The following is a 23,998-nucleotide window of genomic DNA, read 5'->3' as shown; positions in this document are numbered from 1 at the left end:
GGCCCCGGTTAGGGTCGAACGACCATCCAAGGAGTTTGTGCCCCATGCCGCTGTCGATTGGCGAGAACGAGATCCTGGTCGGACTCGGCGAAGGGCCCGTGACCCAACGGCTCGACCGGTCAAACCGGCACGGCGTGGTGGCCGGCGCGACCGGCACCGGCAAGACCGTCACCCTGCAGGTCATGGCCCAGGCCTTCTCCGACGCCGGCGTGCCGGTGTTCGCCGCCGACGTGAAGGGCGACCTCTCGGGCGTGGCCATGCCCGGGACGCCGAACGAGAAGATGATGGCTCGCGCCGAGGCCATGGAACTGGCCCTGTCGCCGGCCGCGCCGCCGGTGATGTTCTGGGACCTGTTCGGCCTGAAGGGCCATCCGATCCGCACCACCATCTCCGAGATGGGCCCGCTTCTGCTGTCGCGCCTGCTGGAGCTGAACGACGTGCAGGAAGGCGTGCTGAACATAGTCTTCCACGTCGCGGATCAGGACGGCCTGTTGTTGCTGGATCTCAAGGACCTGCAGGCGGCCCTGAAGTATGTGGCCGACCACGCCGACGAGATCGGCACCCAGTACGGCAACGTCTCGGCCGCCACAGTGGGGGCGATTCAGCGCAAGCTGCTGACTCTGCAGACGCAGGGCGCCGAACACTTCTTCGGCGAGCCGGCCCTGAACCTGTCCGACCTGATGCGCACCGACGCGGCGGGGCGCGGCTACGTCAACCTGCTGGCCGCCGACCGCCTGATCCAGTCACCCAAGCTCTATTCGACCTTCCTGCTGTGGCTGCTGTCGGAACTGTTCGAAGTGCTGCCCGAGGTGGGCGATCCGGAGAAGCCCAAGCTGGTGTTCTTCTTTGACGAAGCCCACCTGCTGTTCAACGACGCGCCCAAGCCCCTGCTCGAAAAGATCGAGCAGGTCGTGCGCCTGATCCGCTCCAAGGGTGTCGGGGTCTATTTCGTCACCCAGAACCCGGCCGACATTCCCGACGCGGTGCTGGGCCAGCTCGGCGCTCGGGTGCAGCACGCCCTGCGCGCCTACACGCCCGCCGACCAGAAGGGCCTGAAGGCCGCCGCCCAGTCGTTCCGGATCAATCCGAACTTCGACACCGCGGAGACCATCCAAGCCCTCGGCGTCGGCGAGGCTTTGGTCTCGACCCTGGACGAGCGCGGTGCGCCCAAGGTCGTGCAGAAGACACTGATCCGTCCGCCGGCCTCGCGGCTGGGGCCGATCACGCCGGAGGAGCGCGCCGCCTTGCAGGCCAAGAGCCCGGTCGCCGGTGTCTACGACCAGACCCGGGACCGCGATTCCGCTTATGAGATTTTGCAGGGGCGCGCCCAGCAGGCCCAGCACCAGGCGGACGCGGCCCGCGAGGAGGCCGAAGAGGACAAGCGCGAAGCCGCCGAGGCCAAGATCCGCGAGCGTGAGGACGCCCGCGAGGTCCGCGCCAGCCGCCCCCGCGCCTCGAATCGGCAATCGGTGGCCGAAGCCTTCGCCGTCACCCTGGTGCGCACCGTGGCGTCGCAAGCCGGGCGCGAGCTGATGCGCGGGCTCCTCGGCGGCCTCACGCGCCGGCGGCGCTGACACCGCGCTTGCGGGAAGGGACGCGTTTCTTCTTTGGCGCCGGGCGGTGGCGATCCGCGAGCAGCGTCCAGGCGATCTCGGCCAACTGTTCTACCTGGAACGGCTTGCGCAACACCGGCCAGGGCAGATCGGCGGGCGCGACGTCAACCCGATCGCCGGCATAGCCAGTGGTCAGCAGCACCGCCATGTCCGGGCGGTTGGCCGACGCCGAGCGCGCCAGATCCACGCCGCTGATTCCTCCGGGCATGACGATGTCCGACATCAACAGATCGAAGGCCACGCCCTCCTCCAGCGCCTCCAGGGCCGAGGCCCCGTTCTCGGCGGTGGTCACGTCGCAGCCGAGGTCGCGCAGCAGACCGTCGGCGATCTCGCGCACGGCCGCGTCGTCCTCGACCAGCAGCACCCGAACACCTTTCAGCCGATCGGCGGAGGGCGGCTTGGCTTTTACCGCCGGCGCGGCCAACTCACCCGTTGAGGGCAAATAGAGGCCGACCGTCGTGCCGCGCCCCTCGACACTGTCGATGCTGACCCCGCCGCCGCACTGGCGCAGGAAGCCATAGACCTGAGCCAGGCCCAGACCGGTGCCCTTGCCGACCTCCTTTGTGGTGAAGAACGGCTCGAACACTCGGGCCAGGACCTCGGGCGGCATGCCCGTGCCGGTGTCACTGACCGCCACCCTGACGTAGTCCCCGGGCGCGGCGTCGGCCACCTGGCCGTCGGTCAGGGTTGCCGGTTCGACCTCGATGGTGATCGCTCCGCCGGTCGAGGTGGCGTCGGCGGCGTTGACCACCAGGTTCAGCAGCGCCGCCTCCAGCTGCGCGGCGTCGACCCGCGAACCGACCGGTCTGGCGTCGCGCCGGATGGTCAGGGCCATCGCCTCGCCCACGGCCCGCCGCAGCAACGGTTCGGCCTGGTCCAGAAGGGCGCCGACGTCGACGACCTCCAGCTTAAGCTCCTGGTTGCGGGAGAAGGCCAGCAGTTGCCGAGTCAGCCGCTCGCCCCGCTGACCGGCCGCCAGGGCGGCTTCGGCCAGCCGCGTGACCCGCGCCGTGTCGTCCGGCCGCCGCAGGATCATGTCCAAACCGCCGACGATGACGGTCAGCAGATTGTTGAAGTCATGGGCCACGCCACCGGTCAGCCGCCCCACCGTCTCGAGACGCTGCGCTTGAGCCAGGGCCGCCTGGGCTTGGGCGGTTTCGGCCATGCTGGCCTTCAGGGCCGCGGTGCGCTCGGCGACACGGTCCTCGAGATCCTTGCGCGCCTCGACCGTCTCGGTGAAGTCGAAGCAGCTGCCGATATAGCCGCGATAGACCCCCGCCTCGTCGAAGCGCGGCGCGCCGACGCTGTTGATCCACCGCCAGGCGCCGTCGGCGCGACGCAAGCGGAAGGCGACATTGAACGGCTCGCGCTTCTCGACGGCCGCATCGGCCGCATCCAGGCTGGCCTGCCGATCCTCGGGATGCACGCCGCTGAACCAGCCATCCCCCAGCTCCTCCGCGAGAGTCCTTCCCCGGAAGTTCAGCCAGGCCTGGTTGAACCAGTCGGCCCGTCCCCGAGCGGTCGTCGCCCAGATCATCACCGGAGCGGAATTGGCCATGCCCCGGAACAGCTCCTCGCTGCTGCGCAGAGCCGCGGCCGCGCGACGTTCCTGGGTGACGTCCCGGAAAGTCACCGCCAGATCGCGGCCCAGGCGGACGCCGCTGGACCGAACCCACCGCTCCTCGCCGTCGATCACGCGTCGCACGTCGATGTCGTCGGGGCCGCCGGACGCCAGCAGGCGGTTCATGCGCTCGACCATCTCGCGACCGGTCTCGTCGGGGAAGACGTCCAGAATCCGACGGCCCAACAGGGTCGAGGGCCCGGAGGGCCGCATCGAGTCGGCCTTGGGATTGGCGTAGGTCCAGCGGAAGTCGATGACTCGGCCGCCCTCGCGCACCGGCTCCAGAATGACGAAGGCGTCCAGCGACGCCTCTTGGGCCGAGCGGAAGCGCTGCTCGGCGGCCAGACCGGCGCGCACGGCGATGCGCAGCGCCTCGACCAGGACGACGATCAGACCACCGCAGAGCAGGAACATGACCAGCTGCACGGCTTCGCGCGTATGCAGCGTCCATGCGCCATCGACAGACATCCAAAAGCGCCACGCGATCGTCGCGCTGAGCCCCAGGGCCAGGAATCCCGGGCCAAGACCTCCAACCATCGCCGCAACCAGGACGGCGACGAAAAAGGTGGGGAAGTTGGACGGGACGTCGGTGACGAGGACGGCGGCGGTCCGGGCCGCCAGGGCCACGAGGACGGCAAGCACCGCGAAGCCGTAGCGCAACTCGCGCCGGTCGGCTGCTGTCACGAACCTGATAGCTGTCCGTCCCAGCACGCGCGATATCCTCAATGACACGCCATGGAGCTTTAAGACTCTGCTTGGCCTACGCCGAACGCGTCATGGAACACCAACTTCCCGGCGTCGCCAACGTCCGATCTCGGCGAGAGGATCAGGCCGAGCGTTTGGCCCCACGACGCGATTCGATCGCGGGTTCGGCCGGAACGGTTTCGGCCGGGACGCCGGCGGTCGTGGTCCACGCGTCCAGAGTGTCGACCGGCGCCGGCCGGCCGATGGCGTAGCCTTGCAACTCGGTGCAGTTCTCGCCGCGGAGGAAGGCGATCTGTTCCTCGGTCTCCACGCCCTCGGCCACGACCGGGATCTCCAGGCTGCGGCCCAGGCCCAGCACGGCGCGCACGATGACGGTGGCGCGGTCGTGGCGGTGGATGTTCTCGACGAAGCTCTTGTCGATCTTGATCTTGTCGAACGGGAACGACTGCAGGGTCGACAGCGACGAGAAGCCGGTGCCGAAGTCGTCCATGGCGATCCGCACGCCCAAGGCCTTCAGGCGGCGCAGGTTATCCAGCGCGCGCTGATAGTCCTTGAACAGGGCGCTCTCGGTGATCTCCAGTTCCAAACGCGAGGGCGACAGTCCGGTCGTGATCAGCACCTCGTGCACCAGGCTGGGCAGGGCGGGGTTGTGCAGCTGGATCGGCGAGAGGTTGACCGCGATGCGCAGCGGCTTCTCCCATGAGGCGGCGTCGGCGCAGGCGCGGCGCAGGACCCAGTCGCCGAGCGCCCCGATCAGACCGTTTTCCTCGGCGACCGGAATGAAATCCAGCGGCGGAATCATGCCACGCGTGGGGTGTTGCCAGCGAACCAGGGCCTCGAAGCCGCAGACCTCGCCATCGGTCGCGCGAGCCAGGGGCTGGTAGTGGACGACCAGTTCCTCGTCGGCGATGCCCTGGCGCAGGTCGCGCGCCAGGCTGCGACGCTCGCGGATGGTGTCGTCCATCTCGCGCTTGAAGAAACGATAGACGCCGCGGCCGCTTTCCTTGGCGCGGTACAGGGCCATGTCGGCGTTGGCCATCAGGGCCTCGGTCGTACGCCCGTCATCGGGGTAGAGACTGACACCCAGGCTGGCGCCCAGGGTCAGCTCCTGCTCCTCGTGGGATACGGGGGTCGAGAGCATCTCGATCAAGCGGCCCGATAGCTCGGCCGCCGCCGTCGGCTGGTCTCCGCCAGCCACCTGAACCACGATGAACTCGTCGCCACCCAGGCGCGCGGCGAAGGACGGGGCCTGAACCGACGACTGCAGGCGACGGGCGGTCTCGACCAGGATGGCGTCGCCGGCCAAGTGGCCGTGCTGGTCATTGGCTTCCTTGAAGTGGTCGAGGTCGATGCAGATGACCGACAGGCTCTCGCCCGAAGCCTCGACCCGGTCGAGGGCGGCGGCTAGACGATGCTGCAGCGAATTGCGGTTAGGCAATCCGGTCAGGCCGTCATGCTCGGCGAGGTAGCGGATCTTCTCCTCGGCCGCGCGACGTTCGCGCAAGTCGCGGACGGCCAGAACCGTGAGGCCCGAAGTCTCCATGCGCGCGCCATCGTCCATCAGGCGCGAGAAGACTTCGACGGGGATCTCGCGACCACCGGCCAGCGGCTGGATCTTGCCTTCGCGGCGAACGCCTTCGCGATCGGGAGCCGTGTCGTCGAGCGACAGGATGGAGCCCAGCAGCGGGCGACCGACCAGTTCCTGCAGGTCCGCGCCGACCAGTTCGCAGAAGGCGGCGTTGGCGTCGTTGATGCGGCCCGACTGGACCACCACCAGGCCTTCATAGGCGGCGTTGGCCAGACGGCGGATGCGTTCGAGCGCCGAGCGCGACGTCTGGGATTCAATGGCGACGGCGCCGAGGCCGCCGAGAATGATCATGCTGGTGATCGACACCACCGCCAGGGTCAGCATGCCGCCTGACAGCAGCTGGTCAGGCACCGCGACCGAGGCGTCGGGGACGATGGTGATCGCCGACATGCCGGTGAAATGCAGCGCCACGATGCCCAAGCACAGCAGGCCGCCACCCATCACTTGGCGCTTCATCGTCCGGGCCGCGCCGGCCACGACCAGAGCGGCGGTCGCGCCGGAGACGCCGAGAATGGCGGAAAGGCCGACGGTCGCATGCTCCCAGATCAACTGGCCCTGGGTCACGAAGGCCGTCATGCCGGTGTAGTGCATGGCCGCTACGCCGAGCCCCAGCAGGACGCCGCCAGCGAAGTCGTTGGTGGTCGAACGCTGGGCCGAGGCGACCGCGAAGCCGCTGGCCATGAACAAGGCCGCGATCATCAGCGACAGCAGGGTGCCGGTCGGGCTGTAGCCGGTCTTGAGACCGGGCGTGTAGGCGACCATGGCGATGAAATGGGTGGCCCAGACGCTGGACCCGGCGACCAGGCCGGTCAGCAGCAGCCAGGCGGCGCGGACGACGCCACGAGCGCCGCGCATCCGCGAGTAAAGACGAAACGTGGTGAAGCAACCCGCAAGGCAGACGAGGCCGGCGACAAGCACCAGCCGCAGGTCATGCTGCGTCGTCAGGCAGGTCAGAAACTTGAACACGCACGTCCCCCAGGAGTCACATCCCCTTAGAGCTACAGCGAGAGTTGCAAATAAACCGTTTCGCCGACGGGGATCGCGACATCACACCCAAGGCGAGGGTTATCGCGGGAATATTCTTCCCCGCTACACCTGAAGTTCAGCGGCCGACGGCGGCTTGGGCCTGATGCCAACGCCAGGCGCTGGACAGGATGGCGTCGAGGTCGCGCGACGGCTTCCAACCTAGCTCGGCGCGGGCCTTGGCGTTGTCGCCGACCAGCACCGGCGCGTCGCCCAGGCGCCGCGCCGCCATCTGGACCGCGAGCGGTTTGCCGACCGCTCGACCAACGCCGTCGACGAGCTCGCGCACCGTGGTCCCTGTGCCCGTACCCAGGTTGAACGACTCCGACGATCCTCCGGCCAGCAGCCGCCGGAGCGCCGAGACGTGGGCGTCGGCCAGATCCAGCACGTGGACATAGTCGCGCACCGCCGTGCCGTCGCGGGTGTCATAGTCATCGCCGAAGATCGTGAAATGCGACCGCTGGCCGAGGGCCACCTGGATCGCCAGCGGAATGGCGTGGGTCTCGGGCTCGTGCCACTCGCCGATCCGCCCCTCCGGATCGGCGCCGGCGGCGTTGAAGTAGCGCATCACCGCGCTCCTGAAGCCCAGATAGCGGTCGTAGTCCGCCAGGGCCTGTTCGACCATCAGCTTGCTGCGGCCATAGGGATTGAGCGGCGCCTGGGGATGGGTCTCGTTCATCGGCAGGTTCACGGGATCCCCGAAGGTGGCGCAGGTCGAGGAGAAGACCAGGGCGTTGACCCCGGCCCGCCGCGCCGCCTCGATCAGGGTGATCGTCCCGCCGACATTGTTGTCGAAGAAGACGCCAGGATTCTTGACCGACTCGCCGACCTCGATCCGGGCGGCGAAATGCAGGACGGCCACCGGGCGGTGGGCCGCGAAGACGGCGTCCAGGCGCGCCGCGTCGCGGATGTCGCCAACTTCTAGCGGGCCCCACTGCACGTGTTCGCGATGGCCGTTGGACAGGTCGTCGAAGACCACCGGCCGAAAGCCGGCCTCGGCCAAGGCCAGGCAGGTGTGCGAGCCAACATAGCCAGCGCCGCCGGCCACCAGAACGGTCTGCATCGAGATCCCCCACGCGACGATCGTTCTCGCTAACGAGTTTGCGCGAAGGTTGAAAGTCCAAGATCACGGAAGCGGCGCTTTCGTCATCACCATGTCATTGCCGCAAGCGCTTTAGCGGCGCGACTTGCTTCGGCGGGCCGATTGCTGGATTAGGCAGGTGCGTCGCGTGTGGGACGGCGCTGACCGAGATCAGGATGCTTCGATGCGCGTAGCGATGATTGGCACTGGGTATGTGGGCCTGGTGTCGGGGGCGTGTTTCGCCGACTTCGGCCATGTGGTGACTTGCATCGACAAGGACGCCAGCAAGATCGAGCGGCTGGAGAAGGGCGAAATCCCGATCTTCGAGCCCGGGCTCGACGATCTGGTGGCCCGCAACGTCCGCGAAGGCCGCCTGTTCTTCACCCTGGACGGCGCCCAGGCGATCAAGGACGCCGAGGCGGTGTTCATCGCCGTGGGCACGCCCACGCGCCGGGGCGACGGCCATGCCGACCTGTCCTACGTCTACGCCGCGGCGGAGGAGATCGCCGGCCTGATCGACGGCTTCACGGTCATTGTCACCAAGTCGACCGTGCCGGTCGGCACCGGTGACGAGGTCGAGGCGATCATCAAGAAGGCCCGCCCCGACGCCCAGTTCGCCGTGGTCTCCAACCCGGAATTCCTGCGCGAAGGCGCGGCGATCGAGGACTTCAAGCGTCCCGACCGTGTCGTGGTGGGCTCCGAGGACGAGCGCGCCCAGGCGGTGATGCGCGACCTTTATCGTCCGCTGTCGCTGAACGAGACTCCCATCGTCTTCACGGGCCGCCGCACCAGCGAGTTGATCAAGTACGCCGCCAATGCGTTCCTGGCGATGAAGATCACCTTCATCAACGAGATGGCCGATCTCTGCGAGAAGGTCGGCGCGGACGTGCAGCAGGTGGCCAAGGGCATCGGCCTGGACAAGCGGATCGGCGGCAAGTTCCTGAACGCCGGGCCCGGCTACGGCGGCAGCTGCTTCCCGAAGGACACCATCGCCCTGGTCAAGACCGCCCAGGATTACGGCGCGCCCACGCGGCTGATCGAGACCACGGTCCAGATCAACGACGACCGCAAGAAGGCGATGGCGGGCAAGGTCGCCGCCGCGATCGGCTCGGAAGATCTGGCCGGCAAGACGATCGGCGTGCTGGGCCTGACCTTCAAGCCCAACACCGACGACATGCGCGACGCGCCTAGCCTCGACATCATCCCCGCCCTGCAGGCTCTCGGCGCCAGCGTCCAGGCCTTCGACCCGGAAGGCCGCCATGAGGCCGAGAAGCTGCTGAAGGACGTCGACTTCAAGGCCGGCGCCTACGAGACCGCCGAGCACGCGGACGCCCTGGTGATCTTGACCGAGTGGGACCAGTTCCGCGCCTTGGACCTGGACCGCCTGAAGCTGCTGATGAAGACGCCGGTCGTGGTCGATCTGCGCAATGTCTACAAGCCCAGCGAGATGGTTCGCCACGGCTTCACCTACGCCAGCATCGGCCGAGGCTGACGAATGGCGACCCCGGCCATCGTCTCTCCGGTCGTGGTGACGGGCGCGGCGGGCTTCATCGGCCTGCACGTGGCCGAGCGCCTGCTGGATCGCGGCGAGACGGTGATCGGGGTCGACGTCTTCAACGACTATTACGATCCCGCCCTGAAGGCGGCGCGGGCCGCCCGGCTGGAAGGCCGCCCGGGCTTCACGATGGTCCGCATGGACATCGCCGAGCACGAGGCCTTCGCGGCTCTGGTGAAGACCTCAGGCGCCAGGCGAGTGGTCCATCTGGCCGCCCAGGCCGGGGTCCGTTACTCGATCGAAAACCCGTTCGCCTACGAGCGCAGCAACCTGGCCGGCCATCTGGCGGTGCTGGAGGCCTGCCGCCATGCCGGAGTCGAGCACCTCGTCTACGCCTCCTCTTCCAGCGTCTATGGCGACCGGCCGCTGAACGGCGACGGGTTCCGCGAGACCGACCCGGCCGACATGCCCGTCTCGCTGTACGCCGCCACCAAGCGCTCCTGCGAGATGCTGAGCCAGAGCTATGCCCGCCTCTACGGCTTCCCGCAGTCGGGTCTGCGGTTCTTCACCGTCTATGGGCCCTGGGGCCGGCCGGACATGGCCTACTACGGCTTCACCGAGAGCATGCTGAAAGGCGAGCCGATCGAGGTCTATGGCGAGGGCCGGATGGCTCGCGACTTCACCTATATCGACGACATCGTCGACGGGATCATCGGTGTGCTTGACCATCCCCCAGCCAGCGGCGCGCACGAAATCTACAACATCGGCGACAACGATCCGATCGGGCTGATGGAGATGATCACCACGCTGGAGACCGCCCTCGGGATCGAGGCCAAGAAGGTCTTCCGCCCCATGCAGCAGGGCGACGTCACCGCAACCTTCGCCAATATCGACAAGCTGCGCGCGCTTTGCGGCTACAGCCCCAAGGTCAAGCTGGCGGAGGGTCTGTCCCGCTTCGTGGAATGGCGCAGGACCTACGCCGGCTGAGCCGTCCGCTGAGCCGACTGGTGCTCGCGCCAGGAGATGAACAGGGTCGAGACCACCACGATGATCGCCCCGAAGATCGTCGCCCGACGCGGAACCTCGTGGAACAGCAGCAGACCAGCCCCGACGGCGAAGACAAGCCGCGTATAGTCGATCGGCGCCATGACCGCCGCCTCGCCGGCCTCCATGCCCTTGATATAGGCCCCTTGGGTGAGGGTGCCGATCACGCCCATGGCGGCCAGAAGACCAAGGTCCGGCCAGGTCGGCCAGCGCCAGACGAACAGGGCTGGCGGAAGGGCGAAGATCAGACCCAGCACGGCCGCGTAGACCAGCAGCACGAACGGCCTGTGGTCGCGGGTCATGACCTTCATGCCCGTAATGGTCAAGGCGAACAGGAAAGCCGAAATCAGGGCGCAGGCCTGCGGCCAGCCGATCCAGGCGCCCATGCCTCCCGCGCCCGGCCGCAGCATGATCAAGACGCCCAGGAAGCCGACCAGGGCCGCGCCGATCCGCAAGGGCCCGATCGGCTCGCGCAGTACGAAGGCCGCTAGCGGCACCAGCCAGAGCGTTCGTGTGAACGACAGGGCGTTGGCGTCGGCCAGCGGCAGCTTCTGATAGGCGTAGAAGCCCATGATCAGGGCCAGGACGCCCGCGCTGGAGCGAAAGATCAGGATGCCCGGCCGGGTCGTTCGGAACGCACCTCGCCAGTCACGAGCGATCAGGGGCAACAGCACGAGCACGCCCGCCAACTGCCGATAGAAGGTTTGCAGAGCCGCCGGATAGCCTGGTCCGAGGAACTTGATCAGGGTGGTCATCGCCGTGAAGCCGACCGCCGAGGCCAGCATCCACAGCGCGCCGCGCAGATTCGGCGTGAGAGTCACCCCGCCGCGCCGGAGGCGATCAGGTTGGCCCGCATCTGTTCGGCCTGTTCGGATGTAATGCCCATAGCCGCCAGGATCGGCGAGGGCGTGTTCCTGTCCCAGGCGCTGCGCGGGCCCACCGTGATGCCGCCGTCGACCACGATGTGGGTCCCTGTCACGAAGGCGGAGTCATCGCTGGCCAGGTAGAGGGCGGCGGCGGCGATGTCCTCGGGCAGGCCTGACTTGGGGATCGGCTGGATCTTGGGACCGATCGACGCGATCTGCGCGGCCATCTGGTCGGCGACCTCGCGCGCCAGGCCCATGGACGCGCCGAAGATCGAGGTGGCGATCAGGCCGGGGCAGATGGCGTTGACCCGGATCTTCAGCGGCGACAGCTCGGCCGCCGCGCACCGGCTCATATGGATCACCGCCGACTTGGCCGCCGAATAGGCCAGGGGCCCAAAGCCCGCCTGCAGGCCGGCGATCGAGGCGGTGTTGATGATCGAGCCGCCGCCACGCTTCAGCATCAACGGCAAGGCGTGCTTCATGCCGATGGCCGGGCCGCGCACCAGCAGGGCGAAGGTCTTGTCCCAGCCCTCGACCGTCAGTTCCGGCACCGCGGCGGGGGTGCCGCCGTGTCCGGCGTTGTTGAACAGGATGTCGAGACCGCCGAACGCGCCGTCGGCCAAGGCCATGGTCCTGATCAGATCGTCTTCCGAGGTGACGTCGCAACGCGAGAAGCGGACCCGGTCGGCAAAGCGCCTCTCGAGCATCTCACCCTTCTCGGCCTGCAGGTCGGCGGCGATCACGCACGCGCCCTCGGCCACGAAGAGTTCGACCGTTCCGAGCCCGATGCCCGAACAGCCCCCGGTGACGACGGCGACCTTGCCGTCCAGACGTCCGACCATGGCGTTTCCTCCGCATCCCTGACCTCTCTCGGGTCAGTGATCAGCGATCATACTCGCGGAGCAAACAACTGTTGGCTAGAGGGTCTTCAAGGCCCCCTGAACCGGATCAGGCCGGGCGACGGACCAGCGGCTGAAGCCGATGGCTCAAGTGACTGACAGCCAACCACAGCATGCATGGCAGCAGCAGCACCGCCCACGCCAGGCCGAGGCCGACCAGCCCCATGCCCGCGACGGCGCGGTGCGTAAAGCCGGAGCGCTCGTTGGCCTCCAGCGTCATGATACGAATATCCAGGCTCATCGGCCCCCCAGCCCCCTATTCCAGGTCGCGAACCTCGCGACCTCGCCGCAAGCGGCCCCCATCTCGAACGTCATAGTCTAGCGCGCCGCTTCATTACGGGCGCGCATTTGCTCCCAATGGGCGGCCTCGGCCGCGCGCAAGTCGCCTTCCGTCAGGCGCCGCGACAGCGCCCGCGACACATCGCGACAGGCGGGTCCGACCAGCGACCAGGGCTCGATGCAGTAGCGCGAGAAGAGGCGCTGCGGATCGGCCATCAAGCGGTACAGCCACTCCATGCCCATGGGCCCCATCCAGCGCGGCGCGGCCTTCTGGACGCCGGCTTCGTAGTCGAAGGCGCCGCCCACGGTGAAGGTCACGGCCGGGCCGTAGGCCTTGTGGTTCTCCAGCGTCCAGATTTCCTGCCGCGGCATGCCCATGCCGACCAGCACGATGTCCGGTGCATAGTCGCGGATGGCCTCGACGACGGACGTGTTCTCGGCGGAGCCCTGCGTGACGTCGAAATAGCCGTGACGGCTGGCGACTTGGACGCTCGGCCAGTCCTGCTTGATCCGATCGATCGCCTGTTCGGCCACGCCGGGGGCGCCGCCGACGAAGAAGACCTTCCAGTTCTTCTCAGTCGCCAAGGCCCAGAAATCGTCGCGCCAGTCCAGATACGTGCAGCGGTGGAAGCGTCGGCTGGCTCGGCCAACCAAGCGCGCCCAGAAGATCAACGGCACGGAATCGACCTCGATCAGGTCGGCTTCCTTATAAAACTCGCCGATCTGGTGATCCTGGCCGACCAAATAGAGGCTGTGGAGGTTGTGGTTGGCGACGATGGCGCTCTGGCGCGCGTCCAGCTTTCCCAAGACGAAGTGGAACACTTCCTCGGGGCGCACCAGGTCCATGGTCCCCCCAAGCACCCGCACGCGCTCTTCCGGGCGCCGCGTCAGGCGGTATGGACGGCGTGGAGCGGCCGGAGCCGCATCGCCGCTCTGCACTTGTTGGACGAACATCGTCGCAGAGTCTCCTAGTCTCGGAGGCACTCTGCGCAAATGTCCTGTTTGTTTTGCTAAAAAGAATACTTAGCGAGATTTAACCACGTGGCGGTAACCTTCTCAATCAACCGTGATCACGACCTTGCCCATAGCCTTGCGGCTGGACAGATGGGCGATGGCCTCGCCAGCCCGAGCAAGCGGGAAACGCTCCGAGACATACGGTCGAATCTTGCCGACGGCGTAGAGATCCATCAGCTCGCGAAGGTTCTGGGCGTGACCGGCGGGATCGCGCGCCGCGGCCGCGCCCCAGAACACGCCAACGATGTCACAGGACTTCAAAAGCGTGAGATTCAAGGGGATTTTCGGAATCCCCGACGGGAAGCCGACGACCAGAAAGCGGCCATTCCAGCCGGCGGCGCGGATGGTCGCTTCGGAATAGTCGCCGCCGACGGCGTCATAGGCCATGTCCCAGCCGCCGGGTCCGCAGGCGCTCTTGAACAGTTCCGCGAGGGCCTTCTGGCCGTCCTTGTCGAACGGTCCGCGCGGATAGACGACGCCGCTGTCGGCGCCGTGCTTGATCGCCAGATCGACCTTCTCCTGGCTGGAGGCTGCGGCGATAACGCGCACCCCCATCGCCTTGCCCAGCTCGACCGCCGCCAGACCAACCCCTCCAGCCGCGCCCAGAACCAGCAGGGTCTCGCCGGGCTTCGCCTGACCGCGATCTTTCAGGGCGTAGTAGGACGTGCCGTAGGTCAGAACGAAGGCGGCCGCCTCGTCGAAGGGCATGTTGTCCGGAATGGGGGTGCAGCGCGCTTCCTCGAGCGCCAGTTTCTCGGCGTAGCCGCCCCAGCCGGTCGAGGCCAACACGCGATCGCCGATCTTGAAGCGGGTGACGCCGTCCCCTACCGCCGAGATCACGCCCGAGACCTCGCCGCCCGGCGCGAACGGCCGCGGCGGCTTGAACTGGTACTTGTCCTCGATGATCAGAACGTCGGGATAGTTCACCCCGCAGGCCTTGACGTCGATCCGCACCTGACCGGGACCGGCGACGGGATCGGGCAGCTCCTCCAGCACCAGGGTCTCGGGTCCGCCGACTTCCTTGCTGAGCACCGCCTTCATGTCGCCTCTCCCACGGTTCTTCGTTATGACGCGCCGGACGCTAGCGCAGGGCGTCCGAGCGGGGAAGAAGAATGTCAAACAAATGTTTTAGTCTTGCCCTGCACGGCGGCGCCGGGGCCAAGCGCGGCCATGACTACGCCGTCGAGATCGCGCACATGCGCGGACTGATCGAAACGGCCCGCGACCGTCTGGCCGCTGGCGCGAGCGCCCTGGACGTCGCCGTCGAGACGGTGGTCGGGCTGGAAGCCAGCGGCCTCTACATCGCCGGCAAAGGCGCCTCGCCCAATGCCGACGGCGCGTACGAGCTGGACGCCAGCCTGATGGACGGAACCACCCTGCGCGCCGGCTCGGTCGCCGCCCTGCAAGGTTTCAAAAGCCCGATCCTCGCCGCCCGTGCCGTGATGGAGCGGACACCGCACGTGATGCTGGCCGGCCAAGGCGCCACCGACTTCGCTCGCGAGCAGGGCCTGGAGGTGGTCGAGGATCCCGAGGCGTGGTTCACCCGCGCCGGCGCTTTCGAGGACAATCACCCGCCCGACGCCCTGCCTACCGGCACAGTCGGCTGCGTGGTGCGCGATGCCGAAGGCCGCCTGGCCGCCGCCACCTCGACGGCCGGCGTGTTCGGCAAGCGGCCCGGCCGGGTCGGCGACAGTCCGATCATCGGGGCCGGCGCCTGGGCGGACACGCACGCGGCGGTCTCATGTACGGGCCAGGGCGAATACTTCATCCGCACCGCCGTCGCGGCCCAGATCGCCCATCGAGTCCGCTTCGGCGGTGAGCGGCTGGAAGACGCCGCGCGAGCGGCGATCCAGGAGGTCGCCGACCTGGGCGGCCATGGAGGACTGGTGGCCGTGGATCGCTCCGGCGAAATCGCCATGCCGTTCGCCTCGAGCGGGCTCAAGCGAGCGGCGCTGCTGCCGGACGGCTCGATCGTCAGCGAGGCGTTCTAGCCGCCCGCTATTTCTGCTCGGCGGCCATGGTGCGGACCAGATCCAAGATCTGCCGCCGCACCCGCCCGCTGGCGACCCGGGGGAAGATCTCGGCCAGTTCGACACCCTCCGAGGTCTGCAGGAAGGCCTGCATGACTTCCTGAATGTGGGCCACGGCGCCATCCGGTTCCGCGCCCTCGATGGGATCGGGAAGGCCGTCGAAGAAATAGGCGACGTCGATGTTCAGGATCTCGGCGATCCGGAACAGCTTGCTGGCGCTGATCCGGTTTGCCCCGCGCTCGTATTTCTGGACCTGCTGGAACGTGAGGCCCAGGCTGTCGGCCAGTTGGTCCTGGCTGACGCCGAGCAACTTGCGCCGCATGCGGACGCGTTCGCCGACGTGCGCATCGACGGCGTTGGAGCGCCGCCCCTCAGTGGTCTCGTAGGTCACTTCGCCTTCGCCTTCTCGCGATCCATCGACGTCACCGTCAACGGCATGAATTCGTCCTAAGGTTACAAAATTCCACGAAACATTCCATGGTGTATTACCGAATCCCAACGAGCACGCGCATCCGTCATACTATCGGTCGGCGTCCGCCATGGCCGTCGCGCCCTAGCTCTCAAGCCTTACACCGTTTATACGCCCGCGCATGTTTGAAGGCCTCTCCCCCCTCGCCCGCGATGCTCGCTCCTGGCCGTTTGAGCAAGCCCGCGCCACGATCGCCCGCCTCCTGCGCGTTCGCCTGTCCGATCAAGCCGATCGCGACGCGGCCAAAACGCTGATCGACGCTAGCAAGACAGACGAGGCCGTCAAAGCCTATCCTGCCTTGGCCAGGGCCGTGATCTTCGAAACCGGTTATGGCCCGTCCGGCCTGCCGCACTTGGGCACGTTCGGCGAAGTGGCGCGCACGACCATGGTCCGCGCGGCGTTCCGCGCGCTCACCGACGACGTCATCCCAACGCGCCTGATCGCCTTCAGCGACGACATGGACGGCCTGCGCAAGGTTCCCGAAAACATCGAGAACAAGCAGCCGCTGATCGAGGACCTGGGCAAGCCGCTGACGGTCGTCCGCGATCCGTTCGGCACCCACGACAGCTTCGGCGCTCACAACAACGCCCGCCTACGGGCCTTTCTGGACGGCTTCGGCTTCGAGTACGAATTCGTCTCGTCGACCGACTGCTATAAGAGCGGCCTGTTCGACGCGACCCTGCTGACCGCCCTGGAGCGCTTTGACGCCATCCAGAAGGTCATGCTCCCCACCTTGGGCGAGGAGCGCCGATCGACCTATTCGCCGTTCCTGCCCGTCAGCCCGACCACCGGCAGGGTGCTGCAGGTTCCGACCCTGGAGCGCAACGTCGAGAAGGGTACGATCGTCTTCGAGGACGAGGACGGCTCCAAGGTCGAGGTCCCGGTCACTGGCGGCCACGTGAAGATGCAGTGGAAGCCCGACTGGGCCATGCGCTGGACGGCGTTGGGCGTCGACTACGAAATGTCCGGCAAGGACCTGATCGACTCGGTCAAGGCTTCGGGCGCGATCTGCAGGGCGCTGGGCGGCGTTCCGCCGGAAGGTTTCAACTACGAGCTCTTCCTGGACGAGAACAACCAGAAGATCTCCAAGTCCAAGGGCAACGGCCTGTCCATGGAGGACTGGCTGCGGTACGGCGCGCCCGAGAGCCTCTCGTACTACATGTTCCAAAGCCCCAAGTCGGCCAAGAAGCTCTATTTCGACGTGATTCCGAAGGCCACGGACGAGTATCTTCAGCAACTGGACGCGTTCGGGCGTCAGGAACCGGCCAAGCAGCTGGACAATCCGGTCTGGCATATCCATTCGGGCAAGCCGCCCGAGCAGGGCTCGCCGGTGTCGTTCAGCCTGATGCTGAACCTGGTTTCAGCCGCCGACGCCTCGACCAAGGAAATCCTCTGGGGCTTCCTGTCGCGCTACATCCCGGGCGCTTCGCCGGAAAGCCAGCCATTGTTGGATCGCTTGGCGGGCTATGCGATCAACTACTACGAGGACTTCGTGAAGCCCACGAAGACCTTCCGCGCGCCTACCGATCAGGAGCGCGCGGCGATGCTGGAGCTGCTCGCCAAGCTGAAGGCCATGCCCGCCAACGCCGCCGACGCCGAGCTGATCCAGAACGAGGTGTTCGAGGTCGGCAAGACCCACGGTTTCGACCCGCTGCGCGCCTGGTTCCAGGCCTTGTACGAAGTGTTGTTGGGCCAGAGCCAAGGGCCTCGCTTCGGTTCGTTCGCGGCGATTTTCGGCATCGACCGGACGATCGCGCTGATCGAAGAAAAACTCGCCTGATCTTCCCGCCGCCCCGCGCCGCGTGCGTGGGGCGGCAACCCGGCGTCCGCTCCCGCGCTAGGCGGCCTTACAGCCACGCTTACCCGCAGAGGATGAATCCTCGCGACGTGCGACACCATGTCCTCGCAAATGAACGAAGTCTGAATTGCGTATTAAGGGTCTGCGCACATTTCGGAGTCTAAGCTCGGACCATCAGAACCAAGATTAGTCATCAAGGTTAGTCCAATGGCTTCGTTTACTCTTCGCCCTACCGACCGCCAGGAATTCGATTCCTTGCTCGGCGGAATCGTCCAGCAGTTCCCCGACGCGCATGTCGAGGCCGCGCACAATGACACCTGGGCGTCCTATCGCCTGGACGTGTCGTGCTCGGATCCGGCGGCCGGCCCGCTGATCGCCTGGCTGCTCGACACCCACGCCAGCTGCCCGCGCACGTAGGCGCCGATCGGGTCGGCCTATTGGCTGACCCAGACGATCCGCGCGATCCAGGCCACCTCGTCCCGCGACAGCAGACGATCATCGTCCGCGCCGCCAAGAGCGACCAGTTCGATCGTCCGTGCGGTCACGCGACCCAGCTCCCGCACAAGCATCTCGCCGGCGCTCGTTCTCGCCACCACCCGGTCGCCCTTGCGCGGCTCGACCGTGGGCGCGACCAATAGGCGGTCGCCGTCGCGATAGATCGGCGCCAGGACGGCGCCCGACACCTCCAGCGCGAACAGGCCTTCGCCAAGATCCGGCGTGGCGACCTCATCCCAGTCCGCCCCGGCGGGCATCCCCCCCTCGTCGAAGACGCCGTCCTTCCCAGCTTCGGCCAGGGCGATCAGAGGCGCGCCGCGTCCACGCGCCGCCCGCACCGGCGCCTGTTCGGTCAGGGCCGCGAACTCCGAGAAATTGACACCGGTCGCCTCCAAAAGCTTGGCCAAGCTTTCGGTCGAAGGCCACCGCGGACGACTGTCGAGGTCGGCCGAACCGCGCTTTGACCGATTGAAGCTCGTGGGATCCAGACCCGCCATCCGCGCCATGGCCGAGGGCGTCATGTCGAAACGTTCGGCCAGGGCGTCGATGGCCCGCCAGATTTCGCCGTGGGAAAGGGTCGCCATCCGGCGTCTCCTCCTGCAGTCGGCCTTCGAAAAGGAAAATACGCCTTCCGGTCTAGGAAAGTAAACCTATCAACCGCTTTGAAGTTGACGTTTACGTAAGCGTTGACGCTCGACCGATATCGGGTTTAGGGTGATCGCCGATAACCAAAGCGGCCCGGCCGCAGTAGCCAGGCCCTCTTTCCGGGAGGTTTCCATCCATGGCCGACCTGCGACGTCCCGAGCGGACCTTCACGATTCGCCAGCTCTGCAACGAGTTCAAAGCCACGCCACGCGCCCTGCGCTTCTATGAAGACAAGGGCCTGCTGAATCCGGCCCGTGAGGGCCTGAACCGCGTCTATTCCCATAAGGACCGCGTTCGCCTGCAGCTGATCTTGCGCGGCAAGCGCGTGGGCCTGTCGCTGTCGGAAATCCGCGAGCTGCTCGATCTCTATGATGAGAACGACGAAGGCGCGGCGCAGATGGCCCGCTCGCTGAAGAAGTTCCGCGAACGCGCGAACGCGCTCGAGCAACAGCGCGAGGACATCGACAACGCCCTGATCGAACTGCGCGAGGCCTGCAACCGTCTCGAAAAGCGTCTCGCCGAAATCCGTCCCGACCTGCTGCCCCGCGCGGCCGATTACGAGCAAGTGCTGCGCGCCCGTCTCGACGGTCACGCGGAAGCGACGCTGGGCAAGTAAGACCGCTCACGACGCCGGCGTCCGACAAGACACGCCCTACTCGGCGCCCGCCTATCCGTTCCTCCCCCCGATCCTAACCAGGACCGCTTCATGACCTATCAGCCGCCCGTTCGCGATCACGCCTTCATCCTGCGCGACGTGCTCAACATCGATCAGCACGGCGACCTGCCCGGCTTCTCGGACGCGCCGTTCGAGACCGTGGAGCAGATCCTCGAGGCCGCCGCCCAGTTCACCGGCGAGGTTCTGGCCCCGCTGAACGCGGTCGGCGACAAGGCCGGCTGCAAGCTGGATCCCGCGACCAACGTCGTCACCACGCCGCCGGGTTTCAAGGACGCCTACAAGCAGCTGTGCGAAGGCGGCTGGACCGGCCTCGGCTCGGACCCCGTCTATGGCGGCCAGGGCCTGCCGCACGTCGTCAACCTGGCCTTCAGCGAGATGTCGAGCTCGGCCAACATGGCCTTCTCGATGTATCCGGGCCTGGCCCACGGCGCCTATTCGGCCATCCACACCGGCGGGACCGACGAGCAGAAGCAAACCTATCTGCCCAAGATGGTCACCGGCGAATGGACCGGCACCATGAACCTGACCGAGCCGCATTGCGGCACGGACCTGGGCCTGCTGCGCACCAAGGCGGTCCCGCAGGCCGACGGCAGCTATCGCATCACCGGCCAGAAGATCTGGATCTCGGCCGGCGAGCACGACATGGCGGACAACATCATCCACCTGGTGCTGGCCCGCATCGAAGGCGCCCCGGCCGGCGTGAAGGGCATCAGTCTGTTCATCGTGCCCAAGTTCTTCCCCAAGGAAGACGGCTCGGTCGGCGACCGCAATCAGGGCGTCAAGTGCGTTGGCCTGGAAGAGAAGATGGGCATCCACGGCAACGCCACCTGCGTCATGCAGTATGACGACGCCGAGGGCTACCTGATCGGCGAGGAGAACGCCGGCCTGAAGATCATGTTCGTCATGATGAACGAGGCCCGCCTGGGCGTCGGCATGCAGGGCGTGGCCCAGGGCGAGGCCGCCTACCAGGCCGCCGCCGCCTTCGCCAAGGATCGCCTGCAAGGCCGCTCGCTGACTGGCCCGAAGAACGCCGACGGCCCGGCCGACCCGATCATCGTCCACCCCGACGTCCGTCGCATGCTGCTGGAGAGCAAGGCTTTCATCGAGGGCGGTCGCGCCTTCCTGTTCTGGACCGCCCTGCACGGCGACCTGTCGCACGTCCATCCGGACGAGGCCGTTCGCGAGAAGTCGGCCGACTACATGGGCCTGATGACGCCGGTGCTGAAGGGCTACCTGACCGACAAGGGCTTCCAGGTCTGTTCGAACGCGGTGCAGGTGCACGGCGGCAGCGGCTTCACCGAGCACTTCCCGGTCAGCCAATTCATGCGCGACTGCCGCATCGCCCTGATCTACGAAGGCACCAACGGCGTCCAGGCCCTGGATCTGGTCGGCCGCAAGCTGGCCTCCAAGGGCGGCCGCGCGGTCATGACCTTCTTCCAGGAGATCGACCAGTTCATCGGCGAGAACGACGGTGACGAAGCGCTGAAGCCCTTCATCGAAGCCCTGGCAGGCGTGAAGGCCCAGCTGCAGGACGGCACGATGTGGCTGATGCAGAACGGCCTGCAGAATCCGGACAACGCCGGCGCGGCCTCGACCGACTACATGCACCTCTTCGGCCTGACTGGCCTGGCGTACATGTGGGCGCTGATGGCCAAGGCGGCCAACGCCAAGATCGCCGCCGGCTCGTCCGATCCGTTCTTCACCACCAAGCTGACCACCGGCCGCTATTTCATCGAGCGCATCCTGCCGGACGCCGGGGCCCACCTGGCGAAGCTGAAGACCGGCTCGGCGACCCTGATGGCCCTGCCCGCCGAGGCGTTCTGATCATGAGCGTGCTCGCCGTCGAGAAGCCCGCCTTCATGGCCGAGGAAGACATCGCGATCTTCGAGGACGCGGTAGGCAAGTTCTTCGACGAGCACGCCCCTGAATCCACCGTCGCGACCTGGCGCAAGAACCACTGCGTCGACCGCGACATGTGGACCAAGGCGGGAGCGGCCGGCTTGCTTGGCCTCTCCACGCCTGAGGAATACGGCGGAGCCGGGGGCGACTATCGGCACGAGGTCGTGCTGATGGACCAGTTGGGCAAGAAGGGCGTCGATGGCTTTGGCGCCAGCCTGCACAACGCCATCGTCATGCCCTACATCGTCCACTACGGCACGGAAGAGCAGAAGCGGCGCTGGCTGCCGCGCCTGGCCACCGGCGAGCTGGTCGGCGCCATCGCCATGACCGAGCCGGGCGCCGGTTCGGATCTGCAAGGCGTCAAGACCACCGCCAAGAAGACCGGCAACCAATACGTCCTGAACGGCTCCAAGACCTTCATCACCAACGGCCAGACGGCCAACCTGATCATCGTGGTCGCCAAGACCGATGCGACTCTCGGGGCGCGTGGTGTGTCGTTGCTGATTGTCGAGACCGACGGTACCGAAGGCTTCGAGCGCGGTCGCAACCTCGACAAGCTGGGTCACGAGGCCCAGGACACCTCGGAACTGTTCTTCAACGACGTGAAGATCCCGACCGAGAACCTGCTGGGCGTCGACGAAGGCCAGGGCTTCTTCCAGCTCATGGGCCAGCTGCCGCAGGAGCGGCTGAACATCGCCGTCCAAGGCATGGCGACGATCGAGCGGGCTCTGGAGCTGACCATCGCCTACGTCAAGGAGCGTCAGGCGTTCGGTAAGGCGATCATCGACTTCCAGAACACCCAGTTCGTCCTGGCCGAATGCAAGACCGAGGCGACCGTGGCCAAGGTCTTCGTCAACCACTGCATCGGCCAGCACCTGGACGGCAAGCTGGACGCCGCCACCGCCTCGATGGCCAAGTACTGGGTCACGGACCTGGAGAACAAGATCGTCGACCGCTGCCTGCAGCTGTTCGGCGGCTATGGCTTCATGAACGAGTATCCGATCGCGCGCATGTACAAGGACAGCCGCGTCCAGCGCATCTACGGCGGCACGAACGAGATCATGAAACTTCTGATCGCGAGGACGCTGTGATCCTACTTCCGCTCATCGCTCTGTTGGCCGGTCCCGCCGCCGCTCAGCCGCCGGCGCAAGACGCCCGATCAGCCGTGGTCTGCGTGCGCGCCGCTCCAGGTCCGCGCACGCTGACCTTCTCCGGCGAGCTGGTCGGAAAACGGCTGCAACCGGGCGCCTTCAAGCTTCCGCTGCAGCCGCCGGGGAAGGACGTCTGCCAGACCCTGCTGCGCTCCAAGATCGCCGAGTGGAAGCTGGAGGTCACGACCTCGGGCTTCACCGCCTGCTCGCTGCCGCCGGCCGAGTTCGGTTCGCGCCTCTACTACCGCGCCAAGGCCTCGGCCCGCGGCTTGGCGTGCGAGCCCATCGGCAAGTACCCGATCGGCAACTGGAAACCATAACGGCGCGCCGGCTTTCCCGGCCGCCGATCAACAATACGAACAACGCTTCGCAGGAAGGAGCCAGTCCATGGCTGACGCTTACATCTACGACACCGTGCGCACGCCGCGCGGCAAGGGCAAGAAGGACGGCTCTCTGCACGAGATCACCGCCCTGTCGCTGGCTACCCAGGTGCTGGAAGCCCTGCGCGACCGCAACGGCCTGGACACCAGCAAGGTCGACGACGTCGTCCTGGGCTGCGTGGCCCCGGTCGGCGAGCAAGGCAGCGATATCGCCCGCACCGCCGTCCTGACCGCCGACTACGCCGAGAGCGTCGCCGGCGTGCAGATCAACCGCTTCTGCGCCTCGGGCCTGGAGGCGGTGAACATGGCCGCGGCCAAGGTCGCCTCGGGCGAGGCCCAGATGGCGATCGGCGGCGGCGTCGAGAGCATGAGCCGCGTGCCGATGGGCAGCGACGGCGGCGCCTGGCCGACCGACCCCTCCTCCGCCTTCAAGACCTATTTCGCTCCGCAAGGCGTCTCGGCCGACCTGATCGCCACCCTCTACGGCTTCAGTCGCGACGACGTCGACGCCTATGCCGTCGAGAGCCAGAAGCGCGCCGCGGCCTCGTGGGCCGACGGGCGCTTCAAGAAGTCGGTCGTGCCGGTGAAGGACCAGCTGGGCCTGACCATCCTGGACCACGACGAGACCGTGCGCGGTTCGACCACCATGCAAACCCTGGCCTCGCTGAACGCCTCGTTCACCGGCATGGGCGAGATGGCCTTCGACGCGGTGGTCACCCAGCGCTACCCGCAGGTGGAGAAGGTCAACCACGTCCACCACGCCGGCAACAGCTCGGGCATCGTCGACGGCGCCGCCGGCGTGCTGATCGGCTCCAAGGAGATGGGCGAAGCCCTGGGCCTGAAGCCCCGCGCCCGCATCAAGGGCGCGGCCTCGATCGGCTCGGAACCCTCGATCATGCTGACCGGCCCCTCGCTGGTCACCGAGAAGCTGCTCAAGCGGCTCGGCATGGAGGTCAAGGACATCGACCTCTACGAGCTGAACGAAGCCTTCGCCGCCGTCGTGCTGCGGATGATGCAGGCGCTGGACATCCCGCATGACAAGATGAACGTGAACGGCGGCGCCATCGCCATGGGCCACCCACTGGGCGCCACCGGCGCGATGATCCTGGGCACCGTCCTCGACGAGCTGGAGCGCTCGAACAAGGAAACCGCCCTGATCACCCTGTGCGTCGGCGCCGGCATGGGCACCGCCACGGTCATCGAACGCGTCTAAGACCTCAAGGAACT

The 23,998-nt window shown here is 66.9% G+C and carries 21 protein-coding genes; 11 read left to right on the top strand and 10 right to left on the bottom strand.

Translation table 11 applies throughout. The features are described from left to right. The first annotated feature begins 44 nt into the window (after positions 1 to 44). Positions 45 to 1,574, top strand: a complete 1,530-nt coding sequence (locus ASC70_RS24175) for a helicase HerA-like C-terminal domain-containing protein (protein WP_056055726.1) — start codon at positions 45 to 47, stop codon at positions 1,572 to 1,574. Here ASC70_RS24175 and ASC70_RS24170 read toward each other — a convergent pair. The 3 genes from ASC70_RS24170 to galE all read right to left on the bottom strand — a co-directional run bounded on the left by ASC70_RS24170 (position 1,555) and on the right by galE (position 7,613). Next, positions 1,555 to 3,918 (bottom strand): PAS domain S-box protein, encoded by a 2,364-nt coding sequence (locus tag ASC70_RS24170; protein ID WP_162247265.1) that lies wholly within the window; start codon positions 3,916 to 3,918, stop codon positions 1,555 to 1,557. The two genes, ASC70_RS24175 and ASC70_RS24170, sit on opposite strands and share 20 nt — an antisense overlap. Before the next feature lie 142 nt (positions 3,919 to 4,060). Next, on the bottom strand, positions 4,061 to 6,493 hold the full coding sequence (locus tag ASC70_RS24165) for an EAL domain-containing protein (RefSeq protein ID WP_056055722.1): 2,433 nt from the start codon (positions 6,491 to 6,493) through the stop codon (positions 4,061 to 4,063). Positions 6,494 to 6,629: 136 nt separating this feature from the next. Next, complete coding sequence (gene galE / locus ASC70_RS24160) at positions 6,630 to 7,613, bottom strand: UDP-glucose 4-epimerase GalE (RefSeq protein ID WP_056055718.1); 984 nt, start codon at positions 7,611 to 7,613, stop codon at positions 6,630 to 6,632. A gap of 202 nt (positions 7,614 to 7,815) precedes the next feature. Here galE and ASC70_RS24155 point away from each other — a divergent pair, with 202 nt between their 5' ends. Both ASC70_RS24155 and ASC70_RS24150 read left to right on the top strand, forming a co-directional pair. Next, positions 7,816 to 9,123 carry a UDP-glucose/GDP-mannose dehydrogenase family protein gene (locus ASC70_RS24155; RefSeq protein WP_056055715.1) on the top strand — a complete coding sequence of 436 codons (1,308 nt, stop codon included), beginning with the start codon at positions 7,816 to 7,818 and terminating at the stop codon, positions 9,121 to 9,123. Positions 9,124 to 9,126: 3 nt separating this feature from the next. Next, the gene (locus ASC70_RS24150; protein ID WP_056055713.1) at positions 9,127 to 10,113 is read left to right on the top strand and encodes an NAD-dependent epimerase/dehydratase family protein; all 987 of its coding nucleotides are present in this window, start codon (positions 9,127 to 9,129) and stop codon (positions 10,111 to 10,113) included. Here the strand turns inward: ASC70_RS24150 and ASC70_RS24145 are convergent. The 5 genes from ASC70_RS24145 to ASC70_RS24125 all read right to left on the bottom strand — a co-directional run bounded on the left by ASC70_RS24145 (position 10,101) and on the right by ASC70_RS24125 (position 14,269). Beyond that, a complete protein-coding gene (locus tag ASC70_RS24145; RefSeq protein WP_056055711.1) occupies positions 10,101 to 10,991 on the bottom strand; it encodes a DMT family transporter in 891 nt (296 codons plus the stop codon). The genes ASC70_RS24150 and ASC70_RS24145 overlap by 13 nt on opposite strands. Then, entirely contained in the window at positions 10,988 to 11,878 is an 891-nt protein-coding gene (locus tag ASC70_RS24140) for an SDR family NAD(P)-dependent oxidoreductase (protein ID WP_056055707.1), read from the bottom strand. Before ASC70_RS24140 ends, ASC70_RS24145 begins: the two co-directional genes overlap by 4 nt. A gap of 106 nt (positions 11,879 to 11,984) precedes the next feature. After that, positions 11,985 to 12,176, bottom strand: coding sequence for a hypothetical protein (locus tag ASC70_RS24135; RefSeq protein ID WP_047413711.1), 192 nt, complete (start codon positions 12,174 to 12,176; stop codon positions 11,985 to 11,987). A gap of 77 nt (positions 12,177 to 12,253) precedes the next feature. Next, positions 12,254 to 13,168 carry a WecB/TagA/CpsF family glycosyltransferase gene (locus ASC70_RS24130; RefSeq protein ID WP_056055704.1) on the bottom strand — a complete coding sequence of 305 codons (915 nt, stop codon included), beginning with the start codon at positions 13,166 to 13,168 and terminating at the stop codon, positions 12,254 to 12,256. 102 nt (positions 13,169 to 13,270) lie between these two features. After that, positions 13,271 to 14,269, bottom strand: a complete 999-nt coding sequence (locus tag ASC70_RS24125; RefSeq protein ID WP_056055702.1) for an NADPH:quinone oxidoreductase family protein — start codon at positions 14,267 to 14,269, stop codon at positions 13,271 to 13,273. 71 nt (positions 14,270 to 14,340) lie between these two features. Here ASC70_RS24125 and ASC70_RS24120 point away from each other — a divergent pair, with 71 nt between their 5' ends. Then, a complete protein-coding gene (locus ASC70_RS24120) occupies positions 14,341 to 15,219 on the top strand; it encodes an isoaspartyl peptidase/L-asparaginase family protein (protein WP_056055699.1) in 879 nt (292 codons plus the stop codon). Between the two features lie 7 nt (positions 15,220 to 15,226). Here ASC70_RS24120 and ASC70_RS24115 read toward each other — a convergent pair whose 3' ends face one another. Next, on the bottom strand, positions 15,227 to 15,649 hold the full coding sequence (locus ASC70_RS24115) for a helix-turn-helix domain-containing protein (RefSeq protein ID WP_047413715.1): 423 nt from the start codon (positions 15,647 to 15,649) through the stop codon (positions 15,227 to 15,229). A gap of 199 nt (positions 15,650 to 15,848) precedes the next feature. On the opposite strand from ASC70_RS24115, the gene ASC70_RS24110 reads away from it, so the two are divergent. After that, positions 15,849 to 17,507, top strand: coding sequence for a lysine--tRNA ligase (locus ASC70_RS24110; RefSeq protein WP_056055697.1), 1,659 nt, complete (start codon positions 15,849 to 15,851; stop codon positions 17,505 to 17,507). 225 nt (positions 17,508 to 17,732) lie between these two features. Continuing rightward, positions 17,733 to 17,942: a hypothetical protein gene (locus tag ASC70_RS24105; RefSeq protein ID WP_047413717.1), complete on the top strand. Its 210-nt coding sequence runs from the start codon at positions 17,733 to 17,735 to the stop codon at positions 17,940 to 17,942. Positions 17,943 to 17,959: 17 nt separating this feature from the next. Here ASC70_RS24105 and ASC70_RS24100 read toward each other — a convergent pair whose 3' ends face one another. Continuing rightward, positions 17,960 to 18,604 carry a helix-turn-helix transcriptional regulator gene (locus tag ASC70_RS24100; RefSeq protein WP_056055694.1) on the bottom strand — a complete coding sequence of 215 codons (645 nt, stop codon included), beginning with the start codon at positions 18,602 to 18,604 and terminating at the stop codon, positions 17,960 to 17,962. A gap of 197 nt (positions 18,605 to 18,801) precedes the next feature. Here ASC70_RS24100 and ASC70_RS24095 point away from each other — a divergent pair, with 197 nt between their 5' ends. The 5 genes from ASC70_RS24095 (at position 18,802) to ASC70_RS24075 (ending at position 23,984) form a co-directional block, all read left to right on the top strand. Next, a complete protein-coding gene (locus ASC70_RS24095; protein ID WP_047413719.1) occupies positions 18,802 to 19,281 on the top strand; it encodes a MerR family DNA-binding transcriptional regulator in 480 nt (159 codons plus the stop codon). Between the two features lie 90 nt (positions 19,282 to 19,371). Then, positions 19,372 to 21,165, top strand: a complete 1,794-nt coding sequence (locus ASC70_RS24090) for an acyl-CoA dehydrogenase C-terminal domain-containing protein (protein WP_056055691.1) — start codon at positions 19,372 to 19,374, stop codon at positions 21,163 to 21,165. A gap of 2 nt (positions 21,166 to 21,167) precedes the next feature. Beyond that, positions 21,168 to 22,331, top strand: a complete 1,164-nt coding sequence (locus ASC70_RS24085) for an acyl-CoA dehydrogenase family protein (RefSeq protein WP_056055690.1) — start codon at positions 21,168 to 21,170, stop codon at positions 22,329 to 22,331. Further along, complete coding sequence (locus ASC70_RS24080) at positions 22,328 to 22,711, top strand: hypothetical protein (protein WP_056055687.1); 384 nt, start codon at positions 22,328 to 22,330, stop codon at positions 22,709 to 22,711. Before ASC70_RS24085 ends, ASC70_RS24080 begins: the two co-directional genes overlap by 4 nt. A gap of 67 nt (positions 22,712 to 22,778) precedes the next feature. Next, positions 22,779 to 23,984, top strand: a complete 1,206-nt coding sequence (locus ASC70_RS24075; RefSeq protein ID WP_056055685.1) for an acetyl-CoA C-acetyltransferase — start codon at positions 22,779 to 22,781, stop codon at positions 23,982 to 23,984. Positions 23,985 to 23,998 lie beyond the last annotated feature (14 nt).

The sequence above is a fragment of the Caulobacter sp. Root343 genome (genome assembly GCF_001425745.1).
Classification (GTDB): Bacteria; Pseudomonadota; Alphaproteobacteria; order Caulobacterales; family Caulobacteraceae; genus Caulobacter.
The sequence above is the reverse complement of the archived record's forward strand: the minus strand, read 5'-3'. Positions and strand labels throughout refer to the sequence as shown.

Excerpts from the sequence above, each read along its gene's own strand:
- ASC70_RS24175 (WP_056055726.1), top strand. The coding sequence starts at position 45 with ATGCCGCTGTCGATTGGCGAGAACGAGATCCTGGTCGGACTCGGCGAA.
- galE (WP_056055718.1), bottom strand. The coding sequence starts at position 7,613 with ATGCAGACCGTTCTGGTGGCCGGCGGCGCTGGCTATGTTGGCTCGCAC.
- ASC70_RS24155 (WP_056055715.1), top strand. The coding sequence starts at position 7,816 with ATGCGCGTAGCGATGATTGGCACTGGGTATGTGGGCCTGGTGTCGGGG.
- ASC70_RS24150 (WP_056055713.1), top strand. The coding sequence starts at position 9,127 with ATGGCGACCCCGGCCATCGTCTCTCCGGTCGTGGTGACGGGCGCGGCG.
- ASC70_RS24140 (WP_056055707.1), bottom strand. The coding sequence starts at position 11,878 with ATGGTCGGACGTCTGGACGGCAAGGTCGCCGTCGTCACCGGGGGCTGT.
- ASC70_RS24135 (WP_047413711.1), bottom strand. The coding sequence starts at position 12,176 with ATGAGCCTGGATATTCGTATCATGACGCTGGAGGCCAACGAGCGCTCC.
- ASC70_RS24130 (WP_056055704.1), bottom strand. The coding sequence starts at position 13,168 with ATGTTCGTCCAACAAGTGCAGAGCGGCGATGCGGCTCCGGCCGCTCCA.
- ASC70_RS24125 (WP_056055702.1), bottom strand. The coding sequence starts at position 14,269 with ATGAAGGCGGTGCTCAGCAAGGAAGTCGGCGGACCCGAGACCCTGGTG.
- ASC70_RS24120 (WP_056055699.1), top strand. The coding sequence starts at position 14,341 with ATGTCAAACAAATGTTTTAGTCTTGCCCTGCACGGCGGCGCCGGGGCC.
- ASC70_RS24110 (WP_056055697.1), top strand. The coding sequence starts at position 15,849 with ATGTTTGAAGGCCTCTCCCCCCTCGCCCGCGATGCTCGCTCCTGGCCG.
- ASC70_RS24105 (WP_047413717.1), top strand. The coding sequence starts at position 17,733 with ATGGCTTCGTTTACTCTTCGCCCTACCGACCGCCAGGAATTCGATTCC.
- ASC70_RS24100 (WP_056055694.1), bottom strand. The coding sequence starts at position 18,604 with ATGGCGACCCTTTCCCACGGCGAAATCTGGCGGGCCATCGACGCCCTG.
- ASC70_RS24095 (WP_047413719.1), top strand. The coding sequence starts at position 18,802 with ATGGCCGACCTGCGACGTCCCGAGCGGACCTTCACGATTCGCCAGCTC.
- ASC70_RS24090 (WP_056055691.1), top strand. The coding sequence starts at position 19,372 with ATGACCTATCAGCCGCCCGTTCGCGATCACGCCTTCATCCTGCGCGAC.
- ASC70_RS24085 (WP_056055690.1), top strand. The coding sequence starts at position 21,168 with ATGAGCGTGCTCGCCGTCGAGAAGCCCGCCTTCATGGCCGAGGAAGAC.
- ASC70_RS24075 (WP_056055685.1), top strand. The coding sequence starts at position 22,779 with ATGGCTGACGCTTACATCTACGACACCGTGCGCACGCCGCGCGGCAAG.